The sequence below is a fragment of the Syntrophothermus lipocalidus DSM 12680 genome, assembly GCF_000092405.1.
Classification (GTDB): domain Bacteria; phylum Bacillota; class Syntrophomonadia; order Syntrophomonadales; family Syntrophothermaceae; genus Syntrophothermus; species Syntrophothermus lipocalidus.
The window spans coordinates 201,397-227,377 of sequence record NC_014220.1; the positions used below are offsets into that span (position 1 = coordinate 201,397).

The 25,981-nt window shown below is 50.6% G+C and carries 27 protein-coding genes and 1 pseudogene; 13 read left to right on the forward strand and 15 right to left on the reverse strand.

Going from position 1 to position 25,981, the window contains the following annotated elements:
- Positions 1–3 precede the first annotated feature (3 nt).
- The 4 genes from SLIP_RS00980 to SLIP_RS12505 all read left to right on the forward strand — a co-directional run bounded on the left by SLIP_RS00980 (position 4) and on the right by SLIP_RS12505 (position 2,390).
- The gene (locus SLIP_RS00980; protein ID WP_041432521.1) at positions 4–585 is read left to right on the forward strand and encodes an SNF2-related protein; all 582 of its coding nucleotides are present in this window, start codon (positions 4–6) and stop codon (positions 583–585) included.
- Positions 570–1,535, forward strand: coding sequence for an HNH endonuclease (locus SLIP_RS00985; protein ID WP_013174397.1), 966 nt, complete (start codon positions 570–572; stop codon positions 1,533–1,535). The genes SLIP_RS00980 and SLIP_RS00985 overlap by 16 nt, the downstream gene beginning before the upstream one ends.
- A gap of 221 nt (positions 1,536–1,756) precedes the next feature.
- The gene (locus SLIP_RS12675; RefSeq protein WP_169303738.1) at positions 1,757–1,921 is read left to right on the forward strand and encodes a hypothetical protein; all 165 of its coding nucleotides are present in this window, start codon (positions 1,757–1,759) and stop codon (positions 1,919–1,921) included.
- A gap of 121 nt (positions 1,922–2,042) precedes the next feature.
- On the forward strand, positions 2,043–2,390 hold the full coding sequence (locus tag SLIP_RS12505; RefSeq protein WP_148216480.1) for a hypothetical protein: 348 nt from the start codon (positions 2,043–2,045) through the stop codon (positions 2,388–2,390).
- 446 nt (positions 2,391–2,836) lie between these two features.
- Here SLIP_RS12505 and SLIP_RS00990 read toward each other — a convergent pair whose 3' ends face one another.
- A complete protein-coding gene (locus tag SLIP_RS00990; protein ID WP_013174398.1) occupies positions 2,837–3,592 on the reverse strand; it encodes an SDR family NAD(P)-dependent oxidoreductase in 756 nt (251 codons plus the stop codon).
- Between the two features lie 330 nt (positions 3,593–3,922).
- Here SLIP_RS00990 and SLIP_RS13050 point away from each other — a divergent pair, with 330 nt between their 5' ends.
- On the forward strand, positions 3,923–4,183 hold the full coding sequence (locus SLIP_RS13050; protein ID WP_341271056.1) for a hypothetical protein: 261 nt from the start codon (positions 3,923–3,925) through the stop codon (positions 4,181–4,183).
- On the opposite strand, the gene SLIP_RS00995 is transcribed toward SLIP_RS13050, so the two are convergent.
- Positions 4,075–4,698 carry a nucleotidyl transferase AbiEii/AbiGii toxin family protein gene (locus SLIP_RS00995; RefSeq protein WP_013174399.1) on the reverse strand — a complete coding sequence of 208 codons (624 nt, stop codon included), beginning with the start codon at positions 4,696–4,698 and terminating at the stop codon, positions 4,075–4,077. The genes SLIP_RS13050 and SLIP_RS00995 overlap by 109 nt on opposite strands.
- Positions 4,679–4,969 carry a hypothetical protein gene (locus SLIP_RS01000; protein WP_013174400.1) on the reverse strand — a complete coding sequence of 97 codons (291 nt, stop codon included), beginning with the start codon at positions 4,967–4,969 and terminating at the stop codon, positions 4,679–4,681. Before SLIP_RS01000 ends, SLIP_RS00995 begins: the two co-directional genes overlap by 20 nt.
- A 601-nt stretch (positions 4,970–5,570) precedes the next feature.
- On the opposite strand from SLIP_RS01000, the gene SLIP_RS01005 reads away from it, so the two are divergent.
- The 3 genes from SLIP_RS01005 to murJ all read left to right on the forward strand — a co-directional run bounded on the left by SLIP_RS01005 (position 5,571) and on the right by murJ (position 11,448).
- Positions 5,571–7,448: an SIR2 family protein gene (locus tag SLIP_RS01005; protein ID WP_013174401.1), complete on the forward strand. Its 1,878-nt coding sequence runs from the start codon at positions 5,571–5,573 to the stop codon at positions 7,446–7,448.
- Between the two features lie 29 nt (positions 7,449–7,477).
- Entirely contained in the window at positions 7,478–9,697 is a 2,220-nt protein-coding gene (locus SLIP_RS01010) for an AAA family ATPase (RefSeq protein ID WP_169303739.1), read from the forward strand.
- Positions 9,698–9,861: 164 nt separating this feature from the next.
- Positions 9,862–11,448 (forward strand): murein biosynthesis integral membrane protein MurJ, encoded by a 1,587-nt coding sequence (gene murJ / locus SLIP_RS01015; RefSeq protein WP_013174403.1) that lies wholly within the window; start codon positions 9,862–9,864, stop codon positions 11,446–11,448.
- A 77-nt stretch (positions 11,449–11,525) separates the two neighbouring features.
- Here murJ and SLIP_RS01020 read toward each other — a convergent pair whose 3' ends face one another.
- The 3 genes and pseudogenes from SLIP_RS01020 to SLIP_RS11890 all read right to left on the reverse strand — a co-directional run bounded on the left by SLIP_RS01020 (position 11,526) and on the right by SLIP_RS11890 (position 13,687).
- Positions 11,526–12,686 carry a DNA sulfur modification protein DndB gene (locus tag SLIP_RS01020; protein ID WP_013174404.1) on the reverse strand — a complete coding sequence of 387 codons (1,161 nt, stop codon included), beginning with the start codon at positions 12,684–12,686 and terminating at the stop codon, positions 11,526–11,528.
- Between the two features lie 589 nt (positions 12,687–13,275).
- A pseudogene (locus SLIP_RS13090) lies at positions 13,276–13,371 on the reverse strand (hypothetical protein); the annotation flags it as partial.
- Positions 13,372–13,381: 10 nt separating this feature from the next.
- The gene (locus SLIP_RS11890; RefSeq protein ID WP_083761925.1) at positions 13,382–13,687 is read right to left on the reverse strand and encodes a DUF4411 family protein; all 306 of its coding nucleotides are present in this window, start codon (positions 13,685–13,687) and stop codon (positions 13,382–13,384) included.
- Positions 13,688–13,771: 84 nt separating this feature from the next.
- Between SLIP_RS11890 and SLIP_RS01030 the strand changes: the two genes are divergently transcribed.
- The 4 genes from SLIP_RS01030 (at position 13,772) to SLIP_RS01045 (ending at position 15,293) form a co-directional block, all read left to right on the forward strand.
- Positions 13,772–14,029 carry an AbrB/MazE/SpoVT family DNA-binding domain-containing protein gene (locus SLIP_RS01030; RefSeq protein WP_013174395.1) on the forward strand — a complete coding sequence of 86 codons (258 nt, stop codon included), beginning with the start codon at positions 13,772–13,774 and terminating at the stop codon, positions 14,027–14,029.
- Positions 14,004–14,417 (forward strand): PIN domain-containing protein, encoded by a 414-nt coding sequence (locus SLIP_RS01035; protein ID WP_013174396.1) that lies wholly within the window; start codon positions 14,004–14,006, stop codon positions 14,415–14,417. The genes SLIP_RS01030 and SLIP_RS01035 overlap by 26 nt, the downstream gene beginning before the upstream one ends.
- A 187-nt stretch (positions 14,418–14,604) precedes the next feature.
- Positions 14,605–14,862, forward strand: a complete 258-nt coding sequence (locus SLIP_RS01040) for an AbrB/MazE/SpoVT family DNA-binding domain-containing protein (protein ID WP_013174405.1) — start codon at positions 14,605–14,607, stop codon at positions 14,860–14,862.
- Positions 14,859–15,293 (forward strand): type II toxin-antitoxin system VapC family toxin, encoded by a 435-nt coding sequence (locus SLIP_RS01045; RefSeq protein WP_207635744.1) that lies wholly within the window; start codon positions 14,859–14,861, stop codon positions 15,291–15,293. The genes SLIP_RS01040 and SLIP_RS01045 overlap by 4 nt, the downstream gene beginning before the upstream one ends.
- 162 nt (positions 15,294–15,455) lie before the next feature.
- Here SLIP_RS01045 and ccsA read toward each other — a convergent pair whose 3' ends face one another.
- The 9 genes from ccsA to SLIP_RS01090 all read right to left on the reverse strand — a co-directional run bounded on the left by ccsA (position 15,456) and on the right by SLIP_RS01090 (position 23,118).
- The gene (gene ccsA / locus SLIP_RS01050) at positions 15,456–16,238 is read right to left on the reverse strand and encodes a cytochrome c biogenesis protein CcsA (protein ID WP_013174407.1); all 783 of its coding nucleotides are present in this window, start codon (positions 16,236–16,238) and stop codon (positions 15,456–15,458) included.
- Between the two features lie 33 nt (positions 16,239–16,271).
- Positions 16,272–17,291 (reverse strand): cytochrome c biogenesis ResB family protein, encoded by a 1,020-nt coding sequence (locus tag SLIP_RS01055; protein ID WP_041432532.1) that lies wholly within the window; start codon positions 17,289–17,291, stop codon positions 16,272–16,274.
- A gap of 38 nt (positions 17,292–17,329) precedes the next feature.
- Positions 17,330–17,857: a cytochrome c3 family protein gene (locus tag SLIP_RS01060; protein ID WP_013174409.1), complete on the reverse strand. Its 528-nt coding sequence runs from the start codon at positions 17,855–17,857 to the stop codon at positions 17,330–17,332.
- Positions 17,858–17,918: 61 nt separating this feature from the next.
- Positions 17,919–18,407 (reverse strand): Gx transporter family protein, encoded by a 489-nt coding sequence (locus tag SLIP_RS01065; protein ID WP_013174410.1) that lies wholly within the window; start codon positions 18,405–18,407, stop codon positions 17,919–17,921.
- Between the two features lie 46 nt (positions 18,408–18,453).
- Positions 18,454–19,377 carry an energy-coupling factor transporter ATPase gene (locus SLIP_RS01070; RefSeq protein WP_013174411.1) on the reverse strand — a complete coding sequence of 308 codons (924 nt, stop codon included), beginning with the start codon at positions 19,375–19,377 and terminating at the stop codon, positions 18,454–18,456.
- Positions 19,362–20,201 carry an energy-coupling factor transporter ATPase gene (locus tag SLIP_RS01075; protein ID WP_013174412.1) on the reverse strand — a complete coding sequence of 280 codons (840 nt, stop codon included), beginning with the start codon at positions 20,199–20,201 and terminating at the stop codon, positions 19,362–19,364. The genes SLIP_RS01070 and SLIP_RS01075 overlap by 16 nt, the downstream gene beginning before the upstream one ends.
- A 16-nt stretch (positions 20,202–20,217) precedes the next feature.
- Positions 20,218–21,009: an energy-coupling factor transporter transmembrane component T family protein gene (locus tag SLIP_RS01080; RefSeq protein WP_013174413.1), complete on the reverse strand. Its 792-nt coding sequence runs from the start codon at positions 21,007–21,009 to the stop codon at positions 20,218–20,220.
- 51 nt (positions 21,010–21,060) lie between these two features.
- Entirely contained in the window at positions 21,061–21,423 is a 363-nt protein-coding gene (locus SLIP_RS01085) for a NusG domain II-containing protein (protein WP_013174414.1), read from the reverse strand.
- A gap of 153 nt (positions 21,424–21,576) precedes the next feature.
- On the reverse strand, positions 21,577–23,118 hold the full coding sequence (locus tag SLIP_RS01090; RefSeq protein WP_013174415.1) for an FAD-dependent oxidoreductase: 1,542 nt from the start codon (positions 23,116–23,118) through the stop codon (positions 21,577–21,579).
- 731 nt (positions 23,119–23,849) lie between these two features.
- Here SLIP_RS01090 and SLIP_RS01095 point away from each other — a divergent pair.
- Positions 23,850–25,943 (forward strand): sigma-54-dependent Fis family transcriptional regulator, encoded by a 2,094-nt coding sequence (locus tag SLIP_RS01095; protein ID WP_013174416.1) that lies wholly within the window; start codon positions 23,850–23,852, stop codon positions 25,941–25,943.
- The last annotated feature ends 38 nt before the right edge of the window (positions 25,944–25,981 follow it).

Here is a 25,981-nt window from a genome sequence, read left to right on the forward strand (position 1 = left end):
CGCATGTTTCTGGTACCGGTCCAGGTGAACCGGGACCCGGCGGCTACCCAGGCCCTGAAGCGGTTGGCGGGGCCTTTTATACTGCGGCGGTTGACGACTGACCAAAGTGTCATCGCCGACCTGCCCGATAAAATGGAGATCAAGGTTTTCTGCCCCCGCACCCGGGAGCAGGCTTCTCTCTACACGGCGGTGGTGCGGGAGATTGAGGCGGTGGATCGAACGGAGGGGATTGAACGGAAGGGGCTGATCCTGGCCGCTCTGTCTAAGCTAAAACAGGTCTGCAATCACCCCGCCTACTTTCTCAAGGATAACTCGGCCATGCCGGTTCCGAAAGGTGCCGTCCCATTGGGGGAGGAACCCCATCCCCCGGCAGATGCGCCTCGGCTGGTCCTGCCGGCAGATCCCGACGCTTTTTGGCAGGGCCAAGGGATACCCGACATGCCGGACCCGGTAGGCGGGGGATCTGCCTTGAATATACTATGCGTCTTTTTTGAGCATGGCGTGACCAGGCCTGGCCAGAGATGCATCTTGTGGTTCTGCTCAGGGGAGGTAGAGGGGAATGATCACTGGTGTTTAGGTGCATAATCTGCCTTAAGGATTTACCCGATGAAGTGGCTAGCCAGGAGCATATCTTCCCGGAGGCACTAGGTGGAACATTGGTTATCCACGAAGTCTGCCGGGCATGTAATTCCCGCCTTGGCCGCTTTGTGGACGACCCTCTGGTCAACAACTGGCTCATGCAGGCTAAGAGGATGATGCTGAGGCTTCCGGGCAAGAGCGGCCGCGTGCCAAATCCCCTGGAGAAGGGTGTTCTGGCAAATGAGCCAGGGGTCAAGGTACGCTATGAGTTCGACGCTGACGGAAAACCCCAAAGGCTGTATGTGATTCCCCAGGTAAAAAAAGTGACGGTGGAAGGCAAAGAAAGGGTTCATATTATCCTGGACAAGAGTGAAGAGGATAGGCTCCCTGAGATATTGGAAAAAATCGCTGCCCGCCATGCTAAGGTAGGGAACGGCTACACTCCGGTACAGATTGGACGCCGGGAAGTTATTACAGAGCACCCCTTGATCGAACAAAAGATATGTTTCAATCTTTGGGACTGGCAACGCGGTATCCTCAAGATCGCCTACGAACTGGCTTATAAAGAGCTGGGCCCCAGGTATCTGGCTGACCCTGCGGCGGCCAAAATACGTGCGTTGCTACAGAAAGAAACCATCAGCCGGGAGGAAGCTGCAAGGGTAGGGATAAGGGGGGAGATCCGTCTTCTGGGCCAGGAGAAGCCCCGGCTCTTTGTGGTAGACAACCCCGACTGGCTCGCCGGCGGCCTCATAGCTCCGGGCGGCGCTATCTTCGGCTACGTCAATCTTTTCAACACCTTTGAAGGTTGCGTGGTGCTGAGCGAAGAACCCAGGGCTTACGGCCTGGATTGTGATTATGGTGCAATCTATATCGTGGACGTACCTCACCGGGTCACTCACCGGTACAGCCTGATCGAACTGATAGCAAACTTCGTAGAACAAGGTGCCGTGGACTGAGAGGCGTACGTGAAAGCAGGGAATTATTTGCCGGGACTATTTTTCATCTGGGCATCTCAGAGGCGACAGATAAAGATAGATTTTTTAAGGATGCTAACCAGGATGCGGCTAGACCCGGCGAAGCTAGGGCTTATAACCGCGATATTTGATAGTGGACCCGGCGCGGATGGAGCTGTTGGCCGCTTTTTTCGAGAGCCAAGCAAGAGGTCATATGCAGGTACTTGGCTCGCAGGTTTGGAGCGGATTCTGCCGACATACAGGAAAAGGTGCCGCAACTGACCGACATGGATGCGCTGGATCGGGTGCTGGACCAGCTGTTTGCCGCCGGCTACCTGGAAGAAGCCCGGAACATCATATGGGAGGAATTGAGCGGGTTCGTTCAGTAAGTGTATCTTGAATGTTATATTCCCCAGGGCAGGCAGGTTCCCGGTCGGCGGAAATAACAGCTCTTCTTCTCCGAAGCCCACGCCTTAATCGATTATTCCGGCCCAACGTTCTCAGCACTTTTTGCTTGACAAGAGGAAGCTCGAAGCTTTCCTCAAGGACAACCGCATTCTAGTTGACTGGGAACTAGTTCCCCAGATCTGGTCTACAGCGACTGCCGCGTTCCGGCAGTACCTGGAGAATCGCCGGCGCAGCGGCTCTCTTTACTATTGTGCTGCTTGTGGTGCCAAGATCCAGGTTAACTGTCCTCGCTGCGGAAAGGCTCAAGGTTGTCTCCGCCATATTCTTCCGGATTTTTTCATCGGTGCTCATGCCCTACACCAAGCCGACCTTTTTCTTACTGCCGACAAGGGGATTCCGCGGAAGTACTTCCCCAACCTGAAGGTGTTGAACCCCCTAGAGCTACTTTAATTTGCAGCACTCAAATGTGTTGGAAAATAATTACCAAAAGTTAATTTGTAGCTGTCGAGAGCACCTTTGACGGCAAGACCTACCTGGCAAGGACGGACCTCCAGGGTAAAGCCTATGATGTTTTCAAGGCTGCGGGTTTGAGCCCGCCCAACAAGGTTCTTGAAGGTATCTTAACCAGGTCCGACATTCTTTTCGAATGTATGTTTGTGATTACTGCTTTTTTATCATGTGACACAACACACACCCGATTCGAACATAGTTTGGGTGTAATGCATTTAGCTGGTAGAGTGATGGATTCTCTGTATAGAAGACCGCTGATGAAAATACCACACGCGGCCAACAACTCCCGATATTACGTACCTTGAATTGGCTGCTGAGCAAACGATGGAAGAAAGTGTAGAGGGAAGAATATTTTTTGCGGGACAAAAAGCCGCAGAAGTTGAAGGTTATATCGCAGTATAACCCCCGTCTACAACCAGGTTATGACCGTTAACAAATGAGGACTCATCACTTGCTAAAAATAAGGCGCAAGCGGCAACTTCCTCTGGTTTTCCGTCTCTTTTCAATGGAACACCTTCCACAAATTTGCCTACAATAGGAACGTCTGTCTCAGTCATTTCTGTAACAATAACACCGGGATTGATGGCGTTAACACGGATCCCCGATGGACCCAATTCCGCAGCTAGTGCTCTTGTAAAATTAGTAATAGCGCCCTTTGAAGTACAGTAAGTTGTTGCACTGGCTGCGCCAGCAATTCCGGCAACACTTGAGATGTTAATAATGCTTCCCTTTATTCCCCGCTTAAGCATTTCTTCAGCGGCAAACTTTGCCGCAAAATATGAGCCTTTAACATTAATGTTCATAAGCCTGTCGTATTCTTCTTCGGAAACTTCTGTAATTGGTTTCATCATAAAGATACCCGCATTATTTATCAAGATATCGATACGGTTGAAAGTATCTACAGCTTTTTTGATCAAATTCCTTAAGTCATCAAGTTCTGAGACGTCGGTCTTTTGAAAAACCGCTTCTCCACCCTGTTCAATAATCTCCTGATGGGTTGGCTTTCCTCCTTCACGAGGTTCTTCTCTGATATCCCCTATAACTATTCGTGCTCCTTCTTTGGCAAAATACAAAGCAATCTTTCTTCCGATACCCGAACTTGCACCAGTGATTACGGCGACCTTATCTTGTAGTAAAGGCAATTGAAAGACCCCTTCCTATTTATAAGTTTTCCATTTAGTTATCATGCCTTTAAAATGCTTTTTTATTCGTGATTCAGAATCTACTTTCTAGGGATTTTCCCGGTGACTACCGGGCTTTATTTGGTGCATGCACGTCTGAAGGAAACAAACAAAGGGACGGTTCTCTTGTTCTCGCAAGCAGACAAGGGTAAGTGATGAAACACGAAATATTAAGAGGAGAAGCTCAAAAAGGGTGCCTGTGATGTACTCCCTGTTTCGCCGGAGCGACTGGCCACTTCACATTTTTTAACCGCAACATCGTCCTCGATATAGGGCGGCATCGGGTTGTTTGTGGTTGACGAAGCACATTGTATTTCCGATTGGGGCCACGATTTCCGTCCCGATTACCGGCGGATTGTCCGGACCGTTGAAAACTTGCCGCCAAGTGTCCCGGTATTCGCCACGACGGCAAAGTTGTCATTTTGCTCTTCAGCGCTCAACTTTTACGTTATCAGAAACAGAAGGGTGTCAAGGAGTTCTTCAAAAAGGACGGGTGCTTGTGCGGCGAGCACAGTATCCAGGATGGCCAAGTGGGCAACTTCTCTATCGTAAAACGGTTTAATGACATCCCACCTGCGCTTCAGTATATCTAGCTTCTCGCCTAATAAAGAAGCTTGGTTGAGCAGGTTTTGGCCTTCGTGGATAAAAACTGCGGCGGTATCGACAACGTCCCGCACCTTAATGCTGTGGGCACGGTAAAACAGTTTTTTGGTTACGATTTCAACCGGAGTTTCAACCTGAATGCGGTGCCCGCATATGTCTTCGGGAGTGGAGTGGTTGGGTGTGAGGTGGGGGCTCACTATGAAGTCGATCGCTCCTTCGTCGAAAGCAATTTTGACGTAGTTGCTGGCCTCTTCGTAGTCCTTGTGCCCGCGTAAACTTGGGTTGAGTCGGGGAGTCAGGTAGGGCAGCCATTGGGCATCGGTGATAGATATGTCTATGTCCTTGCTCTCGCGGTGTTTATATCTCAGAGCCAACGCAGTTCCGCCGCCAAAACTCCATTCGTCGGCGCTAAGCCCTGCTCCGTCCAAAATAGCGAGGGCAGTCTTAAAAAGGGTCTGCCACATTGAGCATGTCCTCCAGTTCTACATTGGGGTAAACCGGTTTCACGTAAGTCTCATAATACTGCCTTATGTCTTGGTCCTTGAGGCCGTATTTTAGCTGAAACCTGGTGAACGTGACTGGTGGTACTTCTGTAAACAAATTGAACATCTGCACGACATACTCTTCAGGAAAAGCCAGCTCTTTTACGAGACTGGCAGCGTGCTCCTCGGTAAGATAGTTTTGAGTTTGCGCGTTTATGATGGCTTCCACAAGTGAAGTCTTCTTTTCCACCATTGAGATGGCCCTCCGTTGCTTTGCTCCTATTATAACACAACAAAGAAACCTCACGGACCATGTTGAGGGAATGAGGATACCCCTGACTTCTGGATCTATGGTTATCCTGGGGAAGATTTTTCGCATTTTTGAGTCCTCATTGTAACCCCAAATCGATCACTACGCCCTGGCGCACATTCTTACCGGGCTCGGACAAGCAGCCACAGTTTCTTACAAAAGGAAAGTATATTCAGGATAACGTAAGCAAAAGCTATCGCAAAATTTCGACAGATATTGGCGAAATATGGAGGAATAAAGCGAATTTACCCAGGAGGATAGGCGATTCTGTCGGCGAATTAGTCAATATGAAGAAACGTGTGCTGCTGAGACGGTAGGTAGGAGTTCCCGGCAGTCGATTCATTAGGAGGGATACAGAATGGGGAAATGCCGTACCGCGAGCATCGTTAACTGGGAAGGTGTGGTAGGCAAGACTACGACTGCCTATCACCTGGGAGACGGTGCGTGATTTTCTGTCAAGTTGCGGGGAAACGGAAAATGCAGCAGCACACAGGCCGGATAGGAGGGTAGACGGCCGGGGACTGTAAACCCGGCGTTATGCGTAATGGTTTCATCAAGGGATACTAAGCTTATCTTCGAACGGTTGATTGGCAGATTGCTAGACGGCATGATTGTGCCGTTTATCGGGGCCGGCGTTTCTTACGATGCGAAACATCGCGGATGCATTGCCGACCTGACCAGGACGAGCAGTATGGCTGGGCGTGTTTTCGTGGCACTTCTTAAAAAATGCCAAACAAGACAGGACGCTCGTTGCAGTACGTGCGTGGTACGCACTGAAATCGAGAGTTCTCTGGAGACAGGCAAAGAAATATCTTTTGATAAAGCCTGCGAGTTATGGGAGTGGTCCTGTCCTGGTGACCGGGTCGGGGAATCCCGTCGGAGATGCGAGCTTGTCCGTGAGATTCTAAAAATCCCTGAATTCGCGAACGTAGAGCCGCCAAAGGCACACTACTACATTGCTTTTCTTGCTCGGGAGGGACTCATCGATGAAGTGATTACAACCAATTACGACACCTGTATGGAAGAAGCTTTTTGCGCGACATTTGGGTTCGGGAGCGCCTCAGAAAGCGGCGATTCCCCTGCGTTGGTCGTAAGAAATCTGAACGAATACCGGGTCGAGGGCGGCAGAAAGTTCGCAAACGGGAGGACAAAGCGGCGTTACCTCAAGGTTTATAAGATTAACGGGTGTGCAAGCAGCCTGTGCAAAGGCGGCAAGGATAAATGTGAAGACTACTGCAAGAATATTCTCCTAACAGAAAAGGATTTACAGGACTGGGGTAAAAGGCGCTGGGCCCGGGATCTGTTCCGCGACCGACTACGTTCGCGCGCCCTGCTCTTCTCCGGCTTCGGTAGTGATGAACCTCAGGTGCGCCATACAGCCCTCCAGGTCTGTGAGGAATTTTCTTCAGAACCACTAAACGCCGCATCCATATGGGATCAGGCCAGCGCTCCGTTTATAGTCTCATATTACGAGACCCTATCCTTTAGTCAAGCCCAAATAATGCAAGCCTACGCTTTTTTGGCAAATAACCCGGCTGATTCGGAAACAACGAATGTGAATGCATTTCTCGGTTCCGATGTGAAATTCTTTAACGGAGGACGGTCATCAGATAAAAATCTGCTACCGGCCGACCTTTTCTGGGAGCGTCTTTTCCAAGCCGTCTTCTGGCGGCTGTTACGTTTGGCATGCGGGCGTGAAAGCGCTGTTGTGTCCTTTCTTCTGCCGGTGTTGCCTTGTGCATCTTCTCTTTTGGTCGATACCATCAACTGGTTCGCTCCCCAGAATGCTCCGGACCACATTTGCGGGCGCTTTCCGGAAATGCTGGAGCTGGCGGAAGACGAGGACAAAGTAATTCCCTTGGCGCGGTGGGTGGAGCGTGTCCGCTCAATTCAGCCGCAAATCTGGCGCGGCCTGTATCACCCGCTGGCGGAACGTCCTGTCCTAATACCCGCCGTTCTCCTGTTAATCTATTTGATGATCGGGACTTACCAATTGGATCGATCCGACATTTCTTGGAAAGAACTGAAGGCGATGATAAGAGATGACGCTAGCCCTCTGGGGCTCTCTGTTGAGGGATGCTATGTTTTTGGCGACGTACCTGTAGGTGTGTATATTGCCCACCGCAACGTTGCAGAGCAGGTGCTTCATAAGGTCGTGTGCCACATGCCCACAGAGCTAACCGTGGCTATCCAAATAGTACTTAGCCCATATGGGGCAAGGAAACACAGGTTGTATTTTGCTTGTGGTGAACACAATAGCGTAAAGGTGGTTACAGTTCGGCAGGTATCGATTCTCGAACTTTTTGGGCAGGCCGCCAGTGTTCCCGAGGCCGTCAAGAGATTCCGCCGGACGCTGCACAAGACCTCTCTCTTAATCGATGCTGAACGATCTAGGGTGCGCGAGCGGTCGATACCGATATAGGTCGGGGGTGACAAGGATGGACGAAGTCCTTGAGACTTTGCCGGTTCAGGGGGTTTGTAAACAGGGATCCAATGGTCCTGGACACGGATGCCGACGTTGTGTTATTGACTGGTCCTAACGGTTTCGGCAAGACGAGTCTCATCGACTCGCTGTGCCTACTGCTGAACGGTCACTATTACAGGGAGAGGCATCCGATGGTTTCGTATGTTGGGGTTGCTAACAGCTCCGGCGATGCTCGAGTCGAGGCTGTGGTTGAGTATGCAGGTTCCGAATTCGGTTCAAAGGTTGTGACCGTTTGCGACAACTCCAAGGGTGTTTCTGACATTTCGTCGGCGGACGGTTTCTGTCCTTATGGTATTTCGCCGGAACTGGCCGCCCGATGCAGCTTCTATTATCAGGATCTCTTGAGCAGACTTTTCGAAGAAGAAGATCCGCAGGTCCCACGCTTGCTCGAATTTCTGAGACCACTGCCTGAAGAGGTATCGACTGTCCAAGAGTCTCTGAAGAAGGCGCGGGTGCAATGGAAAGATTTTGTTACTCGTGAACTGAAAAAGGTGTCCGATATAGAGGGTCTGGCGAGCGAGAGCGCGATTAACGAGGAAAGGAAACGTGCGGCGATTGCGTTTCGGGATTCTTGGCAAGAACTGGCAAATATTTGTCAGACACAAGGTGGTATTACCCTTCCCCGACGTGAGGGGGATTGGCTATTTCTGATCAAATCGGACAACCTGCGCTCTGGCTGGGAAAGGGAACTCAGGAACCTGGCAGCAGACTGTTTGGCCTTGTTTCTGACGGAAAAAAGGCGGCCCGCCGCAAACGAGAAACCGTCGGTTTCCTTGGGTCTCATTGAAGAATCACTTAACGCACTACGCCTTAACGTGATCAACCGGACAGGCCGCGTTGAAGAAAAGCTCCGCTCGCTACTCGAGGATCTCCCTGATGATACTGCGCTTTTACCACCCCGTGCCTGGCCGATAGAAGAAAGGTACATAGCTGTAGCATCACAGGAGATACAGGAGTTGCAGGCCCAGGTTTCGGTTCTCGAAAGTTTGGAACGTCACTTTGACAACCCCGCGGGGCCCAATCTACAGACAGTTCTGGTTACGCTGCGGGACAAGAGCACGGAGTGGCTTAAAGTGCCGGATGTTGGCGCTGATTTTAGTCCTCCTTCCCCGGTTATCGAATGGCTGCGTCAGGCCGCGTCGTCCGATCTGACCGAATTGGCTGACCAGTTCGAAAAATGGCTGGCACGGGTTGCGGCAAGGCGCCTTGAGCTTGTACAGCGCGTGTCTGATTTGCAGAAAGCAACTCGACACAGGAAAGAGCTTTTGGAAAAGTCCAGACAGATCTACGATCTATTGCAGGATCCACGGCTCAAGAGCCAATTTGAGGCTTTAGCAGGCGGCGGCTCGCCTCTTTTTGTATCGATGCTGAAAACGGTGTTGCAGGGTACAGACGTACCAAACAATCTTCTAACGGCCATAGAGCGCGTACGGAAAGCGGTCTTGCAGTGGAAAGAGATAGAGGACCTCGACGAACGAAGAAAAGTTGCTCTGCATCAAAAGACCATTTACCTGAAGGCCAAGGGGCTGACGGAGTCGGTTACCCAAGCCCTGGAACAGGAGGTCGGGAGAAATTCGGTGTTGAACACGGCAATTCTTCCGCCGGATGAAGTTATCAAAGACCTGGAGGGCATCGTAAACCATGTTCTAAAGTGTTTCCGTCTCGTGGACGGTATCTGGCCCGTTCGCTTTGGAGTCAAACGCGAAAGAAGCAGAAAGTCAGGCTCATTCCTGGGAGTTTGCGCGGCAGACGGCCGGCCGCTGAGCGCTTTTTCTACAGGCCAGAAGGCCCAGCTGGGCTTAGCGATGCTCCTTGGTTTCAATTATTGCCTCAACAGTTACATTGGACACAACATTATCGCTTTGGACGATGTAACCACCGCCTTTGACATGGCACAGCTACCTCGAACCGCTGCTCTCATCAGGCAAATTGCGTATGCGACCGACGACGCGTCCGCCCGCCGGCAGGTCTTTATCGTCAGCCACCACGAAGACCTTACTAATCGGCTCCTTGATTTTCTGATTCCTCCACAGGGCAAAAAAATGCGAATCTTGAACTTTGTCAATTGGACCCGAGATAAGGGGCCGCAGATTGAGCAAAGGGAGGTTGTTCCGGGGTTAAAAGCTTCCGCGGAGAATAGGAAGAAGTTTGTGGATGCCCTCGACTTCATTTGTTCAGGTAATTGATAACGATATCAGATCTCGCGGCGATAACCCCAAAATAGTTAAAATATCACAAAAGGGACAGGTAACCATTCCGGTTACAATGAAAATAACGGGAGGCGTGCAACATTATACCGATATTACCGTTTGGCTTCGTTTGTGGTAAGATGTGTGTCAGGTGAAGAGGGATGGGTACGATTAACAACACAGCAGGAACCGTGGCCAGGGCTGCGGCAGTGATCGTAATATTTACGGGATTATCTAAGATTCTGGGGTTTATTCGGGAGATGGTTTTGGCCTACGGCTTCGGGGCGGGAGCAGCTACCGACGCTTATCTCGTGGCCTTGACCATTCCCGGCATCATTTTTGCGATCCTGGGAGGGGCATTGGCAGCGGGAGCGGTGCCCCTTTTTACTTCTTTCCGCAGTCGCTGGGGAGAGGATGAAGCCTGGCGGCTGTTTTCGGCTATGATTACCTTTCTTTTGGTGGTTTTGACCGGCTTTACCCTGGCCGGGGAGCCTCTGGCCAGGCAGTTGGTGTGGCTCATCACCCCGGGGCTGCCAGAGGAAACGGCGGTTCTTGCTGCTTCGCTGACTAGGATAGTATTGCCCAGCGTAATTTTCCTGGCTTTGGGGAACATATACTACGGGCTTCTCAACGCCAACGGGATTTTCGGCCCACCTGCTTTTTCTTCGGTTCTGACCAATGTTTTAGTAATCGGCGGCCTGGTATTGGGCATGAAGTACGGCATCGTGGCCGCAGCCTGGGGGGTTCTTTCAGGCTATGCGGCTGCTTTTTTGCTGCAGGTCCCGTACATGCGCGGGGTGGGATTCCGCTACCGGCCGGTATGGGACCTGAAACATCCGGGCATGCTCGAGGCCTGGCAGATGCTGGTGCCGGTCTTGATCAGTTCCGGGCTGGGACAGATCTACCTCATAATAGACCGGATACTGGCTTCGGGCCTGCCGGAAGGGAGCATCACGGCCCTGAACTATGCCCAGAAGGTGGCGATGCTTCCCCAGGGGATGCTGGCGGTTCCCCTGGCCACCGCCATATTTCCGGCTTTAGCCGAACGGGCGGTGGCGGAGTCAGAGGAGGATTTTGCCCGGGCTCTGACCCGGGGGGTGAGCCTAATTTTAGTCACCACCTTGCCCTTGGCGGTTCTGGTCTTAGTTTTGGCCCGGCCGACGGTGGAGCTGCTGTTCATGCGCGGGGCCTTCGATGAGCGGGCGGCGGTCATGACTACCTTAGCCTTGGCTATGTTTGCCATCGGGCTGGTGGGGCAGTGCGTTAATCCCCTCATGACGCGCGGATTCTATGCCCGGCAGGATTCGGTGACACCTCTGAAGTGCGGGGTGGTGGCCATCGGGCTGAACCTGGTATTAAGCCTTATATTAATTCATCCCTTGAAGCACGCGGGGCTGGCCTTGGCTAACTCGCTGGCGGCCACGTTCAACGTCTTCCAGCTGGGCTGGCGGTTGAGCCGGATGAGCGGCGGACAAGTGTCGTTTTCGGGCATCGGGCGTGACGTTGGCATGACGGTCGTGGCCGCCGCTGTTTGTGGCCTTGCCGCCTGGGCCTGTGATGCGGTGCTGGCGGGCATGGTCGGTATGGGAACGGTAGGGGCTTTTATTCGCGTGGCGGTGGCTGGTTCGATAGGACTTGTCGTGTTCGGAACGGTGGCCTGGTTTTTGAGAGTGAGGGAGTTTGTGGCCTTGGTGGAGAAGGGCGTGGGGTTACTTCAGCGAAGGCCAAGCACGGGATCGGTGAATTAAGCGGGACCGTTTGCAAACAGCCGCGCGTAGAAAGGGTATTCAGAGCAGTCATGCGGCGCGGCAGGGGATGGGCTTGCTCAGCTGCCGCTTTCCTTCAGTTTCCTTATCGGGAACGGCTTACGGCTGGTGAAGTACTCGGTCTCGGCCGGGGTTAGCTCCAGTCCCAAGTATTCCTTGAGTTGGGCTACGAGATAGCGGATGGCGGGAGCACGGTTGGCGACCAACCCGCCGGCCATGGCCGATCCTTCCCAGGCCGGGTTGTTCAGGCTCCAGTCGAGGCGGCTGAATTTTTCCCGGCAAAGATCTTTCCAATCCTGGGGACGCTGATCGATGGCGGCCCGGACAGCCCCCGCCATGGCCTGCCAGCCCACGCTGTGCATGGCGATATAGCGGGAGCGGTGTTCGAATGGCATCATCTTTCCCGCTACCACTTTCTCGATCTCGGGCAGCGAAGGAAGCAGGACCTCGTCGAAGACCTGCACCAGCTCACCGGCGGCCCGGGAAACGAGTTCGGGAGGGATATCGGCCATTTCCGAATCGTAGTAGCCGTTGCGGTCTTTGAGGATTTCTTTGCTCATCTCGTAAAGAACTCCTAAAGTGATTATTTTTTTCGATTTTTGGGCTAGGGAATTGTGCTCAAGTTCAACCCGGTTGGCCAGCAGTGACGAGCGGTTCATGGCTTCTTTGGCGGCCTGCTCGAAGAGACCGCGCCATTCGAAAAGGATGTTCAAGGTTTTGGTAGTAGGTTTCGCGTTGCGGTTGAGGTCGCTGAACAGTTGCTGGGACTTCTTGAGGCCGCGGTGGGGTATAAGGATGACCGAGATCTTTTCGGCTGCAAGGCCCGGGCTTTCTTTTAAGGCTTCTTTGATGGCTACCAACCGGTGTTGCCCGTCTAAAGTACGCAGTTCCTCGGTTCCGTCCAGGATGACGTAACCCCATTCCCCGTTCACCGGTTCAAAGGTTATTTCGGATTTGGCATGGGCAGGGTATACCACTTCCACGGTGAGAGAGCTGAAGAAATGGTCCGGAACCTGTAAGAGGTAAGGCACTACCTCCCGACGCACGCGGGGCCAGTTGATCTTGCGCTGGGCCCGGAGGTCGGCCGGTATCTCGGCTTCTTGCCGTTTTTCCAGTTCTTCGGAATAGGTTATATTGCGGGCGGCCTCTCCCAGTCCCCACACGGTGAGGTAGTACTGGATGCCCCCCATTTCTCCCCGCAAAGCTGGAATGCGAAGCATAAACTATCCTCTCTTTCTATCAGAAAGTATTGCAAGAAATATATCTAATGCAAGTATATTTAATATCAGACCACAAGTCAATCCGACTCGGGGAAGTTACCGGTACCACGGGAGACAATACCGTTCTTAGCTCCTGTTATTGGCAAGACAGAGGTAGCTGTGGGTCGGAAGCGGGGGCTTGTGCGGCCTATGAAGCGCTCATCATGCGGTGGGACAACGTGCCTACGCAAGACCAGCTTGCAGACACTTAGGGGAATCATTGACAAAGACAAAGGGTCAAACGCACAATGATGACGAACTCAGTTTGATCCTGGAATAGCAAAAGCTGGACTTTCCGTTTTAGGAAAGGCTCAGGCTTGGGCTAAACACAATCTCAACTCGGCTGGCATGTATCTTCTTCCATGCTACACCCTCTATGTAGTTTGTTCCCAAGACCATTGTAAACCTAGTAAGTGCTTGCAGCAATAACTTACCGACGGGTGAGCATCATGGTCCAAAACAACATCGACGACCTCCGCCTGTTCGCTCACCCTATCTAGGACGCCTTCTTATGACTCATAAAATCCCACCGTTTGGCTCTTTGCCACGATCACGGTGTCTCAAATCCAACCAATCTCACCCCGAGCTCGCGCAACATAGTAAATGAGTCGATATGGTCAACTTCGAAGGCACGACATACGTTGGGAAGAGGAACCTTATTTTTTAACGTTAGCCTTGAACTGTTCCTGAGTTACGAGTACTTTATTCCGGACCATTGCGTATGCAAGCAGCCAGCCGTCAGCTCCACTGGCAAAATCTCTTTTAGCCCAGTCATAAAATTGGCGTTGTCTGTTGACCCAATTCATAACCTCACCGTAACATTCCACGATATCCTTGTCGGCAGTCGAGTCAAACCATCTGGCAAAAACTTTCTTGGCCCACTGGGCAAGATAGTCGTTCCCGCGCTCCAACTCCCGTTTAACCCAATCAACACTGCAGAGCAGACCATTGCTGGCGAAAATAGGGCCTTAGCTTTTGTTCTGGGCTTTACACCCGAGCTAAGGAGCTTTACAATCAATCTAAAGTAAAGAATGAGGGTGAGGTCCATGTCAGTTGTAAAGATTTCGAAAAAGGGACAGGTAACTATTCCGGCCGAGATAAGAAAAGTTCTGGGAGCAGCTCCGGGGACCCGCCTGCGCTTTGTCGTGCAGGGGGACTCGGTGCAGGTGGTAAAGGCTGATGAAGGAATAGCTGCTTTGAGAGGTAGTGTGAAGGTGTCAGAAGCACAAGATTTTTTGGCAGTAAGGCAGCAGGTTATGGAGGAGGTAGCGAGGGAGGTTGCGGGCGAAGGCGAGGACGATTGATGCCAACGTTATACTGAGATTTCTCCTCAATGACAACCCCAGTCAGGCCGAGCGCTGCTCTCAACTGCTGCAGAGGGTCGAAAGCGGGGCCGAACAGGTATTTTTGCCCGACTTGGTTATGGCCGAAGTGGTGTGGACGCTTGAAAAGTTTTACCGCCAGCCCAAGGCGAGGATAAGGGAGCTGTTGTTGCCGATATTGCTGCTTCGGGGCATGCGGCTTTCGAGCAAGTCCGTGGCAAGGAAGGCGCTAGATTGGTACGTGGGAAAAAACATAGACTGGACAGATGCTTTTGTTGCTGCCAAAATGGCGAGTGGAAATAGGGCCGAGATCTATTCCTACGACCGCCATTTTGACAGGTTACTGGAAATCAAGAGGATTGAGCCTTAAAACAGGGGCGCATGTTTCTGGTCCCGGTCCAGGTGAACCGGGACCCGGAGGCTACCCAGGCCTTGAAGCTTTTGACGGGGTCTCAAGGATAACGGGTTTGGCAATGAAAAAGTAATGGTATTCTGTTGTCATAACCACTTACTGAGTTTATAATGGCTTTGGAAAAGAACTGAATGGAGGGGATAGGGTGGAACAGGTTATAGTGCGGGTTTCCAGTAAGCGGCAAATAACCCTTCCGGCTGCAATTTACAAAAGGCTTGGCATACAGCCGGGACAAAAGCTATTATTAGAAGTTCAAGGGGACAAGATAATTCTTTCACCAAAAACCACGAGCTACACAGAACTGCTAGCGGGTTCTGTGAAGAACGTCTACGGTAGAACTGCAAAAGAAGTCGACGCATACGTCAGAAAGGAACGGGAAGCATGGGACAGGACGCATTCATGAACAAAGTGGTCCGTGCCAAACGTTTATTACTCGACACCAACGTTATAATCTATTTTTTGCAGGGTATCAGCCCTTACGATGTTCTCTTACATCCTTTATTCATTCTTATTGAAGAGGGGAGACTGCGAGCTGTCATTTCTGCGATTACGGAGGCCGAACTCTTGGTTGGACCGCTTAAGAAGAACGACAGCGAAGCCTTAGCCAAGGTACAGCTGTTGCTCAATGAGTTTCCGGGGCTGAAAGTCATGCCGGTTTCGCGTCAGATAAGCCAGATGGGTGCTTCGATCAGAGCTGAAACTAATTTGCCCCTACCCGATGCACTCATTATCGCAACGGCTCAGGCAGATGGATGCGATGCAATTATTGGAAACGACAGGTCCTGGTCCAGGATTCATGCACCGGAAGTAATCCTTCTCGGTGATTACACGTAAACCAGGGGACGGCAGGCTGTGTGAAAACGAAAGTCTTACGCGTAATCATGCATCCGGTTGCATAATATACACTTGTTTACGAGGCTAGTGGTGCCTGGCGTGTATATTTCTGCTACCACTAACCAATTTTCACACAGGCTGCCGTCTCCGTGTGTTATTGTGTTAAGCGTAGCTGTGCAACCCAGACATCAAATAGTTTACTCCGAAAAAAGTGAATAACACTATCAGAAACCCTATGATGACCATCCAGTTGCTCCTCTTTCCCCTCCATTCCCTCCTCCTGTGTAAATGGAGGTAAGAGGCGTATACTATCCAGCTTATCAAAGCCCAGTCTTCTTTAGGGTCCCAGCTCCAATAAGTGCCCCAGGCCTGTTCAGCCCAGACAGCACCAAAAACGATTGACAGGGTCAGCATGACAAAAGCAGCTCCTACGACCACATATACCCGATCATTCCGTTTTTCGCTTTTTGTTTGCATTACATCAACCAGCGCCATTCCGGCAGCCAGTGTAAATCCGGCATAAGCGAGCACTGCCGTGACCACGTGAAACGCCAGCCAGGGGCTTTTCAGCGCCGGCATCAAATTGCCGGCTTCTGTTAACTGCGCTTGCCCATTGGCCATCACAAATACAATCAGGAAAGCGGCAAGGGTCATTACCATCCAGCCCGCGCGCTGGCTCCCGCTCCTCCTCTCCAATATTAGGTACAAGAGCACAGTTACGAACACATAGCTTAAGATGAATTCGTACCCGTTGGCGAGCGGCAGCCTCCCAGCTACTATTGTCCTCATCATGATCGCCAAGAAGTTGCAAAAACCGCCCGCTGCGCTTGTCCACAATGCCAGTCTAAAAAAAGAAATCCGACCTGAATAATTACCCAGGAGGTAAAATACGGCCCCTGCAAAATACAAGATAGAAACAATGTACAGCATCTCCTGCACGGGCAATACCATCTATCCCATCACCCCGATCTCAAGAATTCAAAACCCTTCCTCAGGCCTACTGCGTTGTTGGAAAATGCGGCGCCTGATGGCTGATTCGGCGGAAATAGCTGCTATCACGCCTGAGACTAACAGCATCCCACCGACGAGGGTAACCCTGAGCCCGGGATCAGACTTAACCCTCAGAATAGTCATCGGTTCAACGCCATGAAATACTACGAATACGTCGTCATCGACCATGATCTTGCTACCTAACTTGGCAGCTCCGACCCCGATCAGCCTGTCATTCTCGTATACAGAGTAGACTATACGAGGGTTACCCGTTTTCATCGATGTTTGGCGCATACCGCCTTCGGGATCAAAATCTGAAAAATACCGGAATATCTTAACGACACGCTCGGTACCTGGGAATCTAAGGTAATCTCCCTGATGCAGCAGTCGTGCAGGTTGATGAACAGAACCGGTGATGGCCTCAACCCTCACCAAGTATTCAAAGCCTTCCTGATATACCTTCATTCCACCAAAGACTAACGGGTGATTTACGCTGATCACCCGTTTCATTTCTTGCCCCTTCGCTTCGTGCAAGGTCACGTGAGAATAGAATTGGGACGGAGAACCGTCTTCGTTGACCGCGATCTCAAACGCATCCAGGGTCATGAAAACAGGGTTGTCCAACTTCATCTTTTCAGATAGGTCAACCGTTTGCCCCTTCAAGATACTTATCTGACTGCTGTAGCCGTAAAAGTTGTTGACTATAGCACCGATCAAGGTCAGGACAACACCCAAATGCAGCACCAGAATCCCGGTATGCCGGATGACACACTTTGTATCCGCCGTACCATGTAAGGCCAGTGACCTGAACCGACTCAAGCGGCTGAAAGTGCACAGCACTAAGTTGAAAAGCAGCAGCAGAAGCAGTAGCCGGAACACAACAGTGTGGGAAAACCCAGAGGGAAAAGCTATACTTCCAACAGCCGTATCCAGTCCGATAAGAAATAGCAAGATCAGTCCGGCGTCCACTGATGATATAGCGCGATAAAATTGTCTTGCGCGTGACATGTTTCTACCCCTAGCGCGTTCTACAGCGGACACGTCTACTACTTCCACCCTTTTCCTAGATCGTCCATCCACTCAAACTGGTGGCATTGAGCGCACATTACTTGCGATTCCCGATGCATGTTATGACAGAGATTGCACTCCTGGTCTCCATTGTGATTATCATGAGGGTTAGATTCTTCAAAGTTAGTCGCGCTTTTCACCTTTTCAAAGTCATGACAGGAAAGACAAAATTCCCTGGTCCCGAACTCACGCCTATTTAACGGGGTCTCGTAATCGCCTGTCAAGTACTTGACCCCTTCGCTGATCTTGTCCGAGACAGACTCCTGATGACAGTCGTGACAGGTAACATCATGTTCCGCGTGTTTATGGGCCAACAGGTCACCTTCATTCCAGGAATTGTAGTAAGGCTTTATGATATGACAATAAGAACAAAAAGCAGGCTTCTCACTGGCCTTCAAAAGACCAATTCCGGTTCCGCTGCCCATTACTATTAGTGCAACGGCAATCAGCACCAAGTTTCTCGTTTTTCTTGGCCATTTCTTTGACTGGTCCTTCATCTCATCCATAGCGCGCACCCCTTCAGTTCAGAATCGCCTGGTACAAACCGAGTAAACTCTAGAAATTCCCTTAGTCGCTTAGTATCGAGCCAAAATGATTGCTCTTTCTGATGTATTTCACTAATTCGTTGGTCAACAACCCCGTTAGCAACCCGGTAGGTACGGAGAACACCAGCATCAAGGGCAGGTACAAGAATATTCCGGGAAAATGCAATACAAACGTTGCCATAGCCAGCTGTCCGATATTGTGGAATGCAGCTCCCAGAATACTGATACCAACCACTCCCAGAATGTTACAGACCCGTAGCGCCAAGGCCATAACCGCCGCAGCCGTAACCGCACCCGCGAAACTCATAAGGAACCCCATGCCAAATAGAGTGCCTGCTAGCAAGGAGCCGAGAATCGTGCGCAAAACGGTGATTTGCAGGGCTGTCCTAAAATCAAATACCACTAAGGCCACCAGGGTAACAATGTTGGCCAACCCTAATTTCACACCAGGAATAGGAACAGGATTGGGAAACAAACTTTCAAGGTAATGAAGAGCAGTGGCCTGAGCCACAAGCGTGGCAATTACGGCCAGCCTCTTAGTCGATACCGTTCGATTTTCAGGTTCCAGTTAAGAACCCCTCCTTTCTCCTCGCCTTCATCAACTTGCCGCGACTAAGGGGTAAACGTCCGGATTCGTTCAGCAACCTCACGATCTCGCGAGCCGCTTCTTCGATATTTTTGATATCTCTCCTGATATCGACGTCCTTGGCAGCCAGGGCGAACACGACCTGCAAGTATTCGGGCAGGTCAAACTGGTATCGGGCCAGGATTTCGGGTTCATCCAGAAGCGCACTTACATAGCCGAAAAAGCTTAGACAGCCTCTGTCCAAAACAGCGATTCTGTCGGCCGTGCTCAGGACCTCTTTCAGGTCGTGCGATATCATTATCGTTGTCTCGTGTCTTTCCTGCCGCTGCCTGATAATGTCGAGAATCAATTTTCGACCGGCAGCATCCAAACCTGCCATAGGCTCATCAAGTATGAGTATTTCCGGCCGAATAGCCAATATCCCGGCTATGGCTACTCGCCTGCGCATTCCGCCGCTCAGCGTTACAGGATTAACTTTGACGATGTTCTCTGGAGTCAGTCCTACTTCTCTCAAAGCTTCATACGTTCGCTCCTGTACTTCCGCCTCGGGCAGCCCCAGGTTCCTAGGCCCGTATGCGACCTCATCATAAACCGAGGTCTGAAAGATTTGGTGTTCTGGATACTGAAACACCAAACCAACCTTTTTCCATAGATCGCGGCTCGTCCGTGGATCTGAAGCATCGAGCCCACAAACAATCACCGTACCTTTTACCGGCCGGATCAGCCCGTTAAGGTGCTGGGCCAGAGTCGACTTCCCGGAACCATTAGGTCCAAATATACCGAGAAACTCTCCCCGGTCTACGGAAAAACTGATGTCATTGAGAGCCTTACGCTCATAGGCCGAACCGGAAGCGTAAGTATAGGAAAGATGTCTAACTTTTACAATCTCAGACATATATAACCTACCAATTCGTCAATTGATTTAACATTCGAGGGAACAGTCAGCCCGCTTGCCTCCAACTCCCCGATTAACTGGTAGACTGCCGGACGACCGAGCTCTAGATTTCTAATTTCTTCGCTCAAGAAAACATCCCGGGGCGTTCCATCCATATATACCGACCCCTGCTCAAGCACGATCAAGCGATCAGCTTGAATCAAGTCCTCAGGGTTATGGCTGATAAAGATAACGGTAACCCCTTCCTCCTTGTTCAACACTTGGAGTTGGGCTATGAGATTTCGCCGGCTTATGGGGTCAAGCATGGATGTAGGCTCATCCAGCACCAGATACTCCGGCAGCATTGCCAGAACCGAAGCCAGAGCCACCATTTGTTTTTGCCCGCCTGATAAGAGGTGAGGCGCGTGGTACCTCTTATCTTCAAGCCCGCAAACATATAAGGCCCATTCTATCCGGCGCCTAATCTCCGGCAGCGGCAGCCCTAGATTCTCGAGCCCGAAGGCGATTTCTTCCTCAACGACCGGGCATACCAGTTGGTTATCAGGGTTTTGAAAAAGCATCCCCACCGAACGCCTAATCTCTGTGAGATTGGCCGGCTTATCCGTACTCAGCCCGTTCACATAAACTTTTCCTTCTGTTGGCTTGATGAGTCCGTTAAGCAGCCGGGCCAGGGTCGATTTGCCCGAGCCGTTCATTCCCAAAACGCCGATATATTCGCCTTTCCTTATGGTCAGCGAGACGTTGCGTAAAGCCGCTACACCGTCTCCCAACGGAGTTTCATACTGCTTGGTTACGTTAACCAGTTCAATCCTGGCTCCCAGCATAATGCCTTTCCTCGCATTACATTGGATAAATGGTCGTCGCTACAGCAACCAGAAAAAGAACCGCTGCAATGGTCAAGGCGGTGAAATCCCGCCCCTGCATTTTGAGACTGCCTAGGCGCAACAGATTAGGGTGAGGGTTGTAACACCGGCTGTCCATAGCCTCGCCCAAATCCGCAGCCCGCGTTAGAGAAGCGTTGAACAAAGGAATTACTATAGCCGCGTAACTCTTTATCTTAACCATGATTCGGGGCGAATCGAATTGAGCTCCCCGGGACCTCTGGGCGTTTTTGACAATAGTCGCCTCTTCGAACACAGTAGGTAGAAAGCGAAACGAAATTCCCAAAATAGTGGTAAGGTTCTGAACAGGGATGTTCAATCGTCTTAAGGGGCTCATAAGAGCCTCTATTCCGGTTGACAGTTTTATGGGAGTAGTGGTCATGAGCAGTATCAAAGACCCCACAAACAAAACAACAAGCCTTAGTATGTTAATAGCCCCGATGGCCAGCCCTTCCTTGGTTAGGGCCAAACCCCCGATAATTATTACAGGTTGACCGTGGGTAAGCAATCCTTGGCAAAGCAGGGTAACGAGCAACAAAGCCTTTATGCGGTAGATACATTTCAGGATAAATCCCAAATTCAGTCGGGAAACCATAACGACTGCCAGCATCAGGGATAACAGCACAAGCAAGTAATAAACGTTGACGCTGATCATCACCGAGACAACTGCCAAGGTACAGCAGATTATCTTTGTCCTGGGATCCAGCGCATGAATCACGGAATCACCGTGTACATACTGTCCTAATTTCATGGCTGTCTACAAAACCCCTTTATGATTCTAGTCCCGAATATTCCTCAGGTGCTAATCGGTTGTTATCTCTACGATCACCCTGTTAGGCATACATACGGCTATATCACCGTATTTTTCTAACCATCCGGTGTGTACGCAGATTTGGTTAGGGCAATCCGATTTTTCAAACCTGATTCTTCCTTTTTCAACCCGGATCAGATTGTGGTAATCTCCTGATATCAATATGTTTCGAGGCTTTTCTACCTTATCCAGATTGATGCGTTCAATTATCCTGTTATCCTGAATGATGACCGCTATCCGCTCGCCGCTGTGCTGCCCTTCATAGTATCCTTCGTAATACTTAAAGCCGGCTACACTGGCGATAATCCCCAAGACCACCAGGACGACAAGAAATACCTCCTTCTTTGTGCCCATATTGATTTCCCTCTTCCCAGTACGTATTGTCAGTAGCTAACCAAATGAAACTGCAGTTCTTGCCTGGACTGATTATATCAGGGCGGGCATGGGGAGTAAGAAAGGACATGCAGGAAACCTGATTCGCGGCGGTTTCCCGCATGTCCAAGACCGTTAACTGGTCAAACCCTTGGCGTATAAGGCTGCATTCTTGCCGGCAGTTCTGCCGGTATAGCACGAATATCCCTGGGCGGAACCAGGAAGAGTTAACCCATAAGTATCGCCGGTAAACCCGTCACAATCGAGTCCTGCCGCGTAAAGCCCTGCGACAGGTTTATAGTCTTTGTCAAGGGCTTCCATTTTCTGATTAACCCTGATACCGCCACATGTAGCGAGGTTAGCCACCTTAAGCCGGAACCCGTAGAAGGGGCCGGTTTCCACAGGATGCAGGTATTGGGGATCCTTGCCGTAATCGAGGTCTTTACCCGTCTTGCAGTATTCGTTGTATGTCTTGACAGTTTCTAAGAAGGTAGCCCGGTCAACCCCCATTTTGTCAGCCAGTTCCTCCAGCGTGTCGGCCTTAAAGACAGTAGGCAGCTTCTTTTCGATCGCCTTCTGAAGCTCGGCTTCTAATTTATCGAGCTTCGTGCCCGGCGTGACATACATACCGTAGCCAACCGTGCACCCTTCTGTTGCCAGCCTCTTGATTTCGTTGCTATCCATCACGGAAAAAGCCCGGTGCTGGGTAGTCACAGCGTTGCCCGCGCGGGTGTAATACCATACGACATCTTCGTTGCAGAACCGTTTCCCATCTTGGTTAACCCACAGAGAAGGCTCCATGGCACCTGCTGTGTTGATGTGAGAATCAATCGGGGTGCCTTCCAGAGTCAGGCCAAGCTTCATCACTATCGCACGTTCACCCGTAAGGGCCCCGGCTGCCTTGGCCATATTTATCCCGTCACCCGTATGTCCAGGAGCAGCCCTGTCAACCAGGTTGTCCACGTCAACACGCGTTAATTCATAAATCATTTCCTTATTGTTGGCAAAACCGCCAGTAGCTAAGACGACCGCCTTCGCGTTGATGATTAATTCTTTCCCGTCCTTGGTCTTTGCCTTAACTCCGGCCACTTTCCCATCCTTCAGGATCAGCTCAGTGGCGGGGGTGCTCGTCATGATTTCGACCCCCAGCTTTTCAGCTGCAGGTTTCATGTGTTCGTTGATAACGGTCTCGCCAAACCCTTCATAAACGTGCCAAGTCTTGTTGCCAGCACCAGTACTAGTTACCGTCTCGAACTTTACTCCCATATCCATAAGCCACTGAATGTCTTCGCCAGAGTGCTTCATTACGTCTTTCCATAAATTCCCATCTACCCTGTAATTGGAAAACTCAAACTCTTCCCTCAATAATTCTTCCTGATTGACGGTGATGCCCATTTCCTTCTGAATCGGGCTTTCGCAGCCGAATATGCCTTCCGCAAAGTTCGTGCTGCCGCCCAGAACACTTTGTTTCTCCAGCAATATTACTTTTGCGCCTTGACTGGCGGCTTCGATGGCCGCTGACATTCCAGCCATGCCTGCGCCTACTACCACTACGTCCGCTTGTTTCGTGAGAGCGCTGCCCTCTTGCTTTTCGCTGCCAGCACCGCCGCAACCAACCAGGGTGAACATCATAGCTAGTACCAGGAATAACGCCAGTAACTTATGAGCTTGTTTCATAGTCTGCCGCCTCCTTTTCCTAAATTGCGTCATTATAAAGATCAACAAAGCTTTCAACATCTGAGTGCGAGACAGGGTTGCGCTTCTTACCAGGGAATCACGTGTATAAGCCTTGTATGAAGAGCGGCCTTTTCAGTTCGAACAGAGAGTTGGCAATCTCCGATACTCGGAACCCGTGACCGTGTTTGCTTCTCGGTGAATCACAAGCTAGTTCAAGTCGGCACTCCTTTCACCCCCTCAACAGGCCACCCTTCGGATCGTCAATTCTTTACGACTAGATTCACGCGCCAATTCCGCATCCTGTCGTCCATTCGACCTGCTCTATTCTTTGTGATAAATGCAAAAGTCGTGCCAACCGCGAAAGGCCGTTTTGCGGCAATTGGTAAATTTTGTGTCTCACAAAAACGTCTCACCAGTGTTTTTTGAGACTTAACTGAAGACATCTTGTGCTGTATCATAAGAAGTAAGACCAAAAACAACGGATTCGGTCAGGAAACGACACCGAGCATACCACTGCTCCATTAGATACCTGTGTTTCGTGATGAACACCGGCGCTGGAGGTGAAAATGACCAGTGGTCAAAACCGAAGACAAACTACGTCTTAATAGCATTCCGGTCTGATCGAGTCGGGTCAGTTTCTAAAACAGTTCATTTCTGACGAAAACCGGCAGTTTGGGATTGGCAGTCGCATGTGGGAACAAGTGGTGGGCTGAATAGGGGGAGTGGTATTGATGGAATCTAGTCAGATCCTGAGCCCTATAATAACGAAGCTCGAAACCGCCGAGAAACGAAATCTAAACAACAAAGCAAAAGCTTTGATTAAGACGGTCCTGGAGTATAAGGTAGATATACTCAATCACAAGAGTCCTGATTCAACCACCGATTTAGTGCGTGCCGAACTCCTTGAATCCTGGATGAGATCGAAGAATTACGGTCTTGATCTCTATGATTTTAACTTCGCTCCCATCCTGGATGACGCTCGCTTCAATAAACTTCTCGAGGAGAAGGAATTGCTTTTGATAGCTGCGGACCCTTACATTAGGGAATTAGAGAACATGATGTACAACAACCCCAGCATGATACTTCTTTCCGATGAAAACGGGGTCATGTTGCGCGTAGCAACAGGGGAGCACAAGTTTTTCAAGATGGCTACAGAAGAGTTCGAGTTAGTTCCTGGAGTCAAATGGTCAGAAGATACCGTAGGAACCTGCGCACACGTGATGACCCTCATCAAAGGAGTCCCCTACCAGCTGGCCAGCTCAGAACACTATTGCCAGAGTTACGAACGTTTTTCCTGCTCTTCCGCGCCTATCTGGGATTTAAACGGTAACATTGCAGCTACTCTTTCTATCGTCAGCCCTTATGTCCATCTTCAAACCTCGCATTCCCTAGGCCTGGTGACATCCATGGCTTGGGCTATCCAGAACAGGTTCCAGCTGGTATTAAACGGCCATTTGGTGGAAACACACCCCCAATCCGATCGCGACATCGTCTTAGCCGTCAATAAACGCGGTATAATAACTGCTGCTAATAATACTGCCAGAGAGTACTTTCGTTATTTGAATCCCAGTGTTATTGGGGTGCCCGTCGAGTCACTCCTCGGCCACCTGTCTTTCATGGATTCTGTATTAGCAGGGAATCCGGTACAGGACATGATAATCGAAACCGAGACCCAAAGATTACAATTGAAACTTGCCCGGCCTATTATCGACAACCGCGGCAGTATATACGGTCTGGTTTTAGTACTTTCAAAGACGATACCAACGCTCAAACACCGGATAGAGTCCAAGGCAACGGGAACTACCGGGTTGACCTTTGCCGACATTGTAGCGGAGTCCCCACAGTTAATAAAATCGATCTCTTTTGCTAAAAAAATTTGTAGATTAGACGCAAGTATTCTGATTCAGGGGGAAACTGGCACAGGTAAAGAAATATTGGCGCAGGCCATCCATAATGAGAGTCGTCCTTATGGTCCTTTTGTGGCCATAAACTGCGCTGCCCTACCGCGCAACTTGATCGAAAGCGAACTGTTCGGCTACGAAGGCGGAGCTTTTACCGGCGCGGAGCGTCGTGGGAGGCCAGGGAAAATCGAGATTGCCAATGGGGGAACTCTCTTTCTCGATGAAATAGGAGACCTGCCTCTGGAAGTGCAGGCCGTGTTACTCCGGGTCTTGGAGGAAAAGAAAATCATGCGGGTGGGCGGAACCCGTTACATTCCTGTGGATTTTCGACTGATAGCGGCTTCCAACCACGATTTGCTAGAACTGGTGAACAAACAACAATTTCGTCAGGATCTATATCACCGTCTGGCCGCATTTAAGATATACCTGCCGCCTCTGCGAGAAAGAAAGCACGATATCCTCTTACTAGCAGAGAGATTCATAGCTGATATTTCCCGAAAACAGCATCTGTCTCCTCCGGTGCTGACCGACGAAACGAAGGCTCTTCTGCTACAGTACTCTTGGCCAGGGAACGTGCGCGAATTGCAGAATTGCATTTTGTATGCAATTAACATGTCCGACGACGGTCGTATCAAACCCGAGGACCTCCCGGCCGAAGTTAGTTTGCTTTCAAATACCGCTGGTAGCACAAAACATGAAGAGGCGGATTCTTTTCTACTGTCCGAGTTAGACCTCAAGAAGCCGCTGCCCCCTGACCAGGAGAAAACCATGATGGTCTATGCTATAATTAAGGCCGGTTACCGCGTGTCAGATGCTGCGAAGATACTCAAAGTGAGCCGTTCCACGCTTTATCGGAAGATAAGAGAGTACGGGTTGGAAAATATTTTTGCTAGGAGAGCTCGTAATATCGTTAAGAAAAGCTGAACTTCTCAGTTTGGTCGTGAAGCCTACTCAAGAGTGCG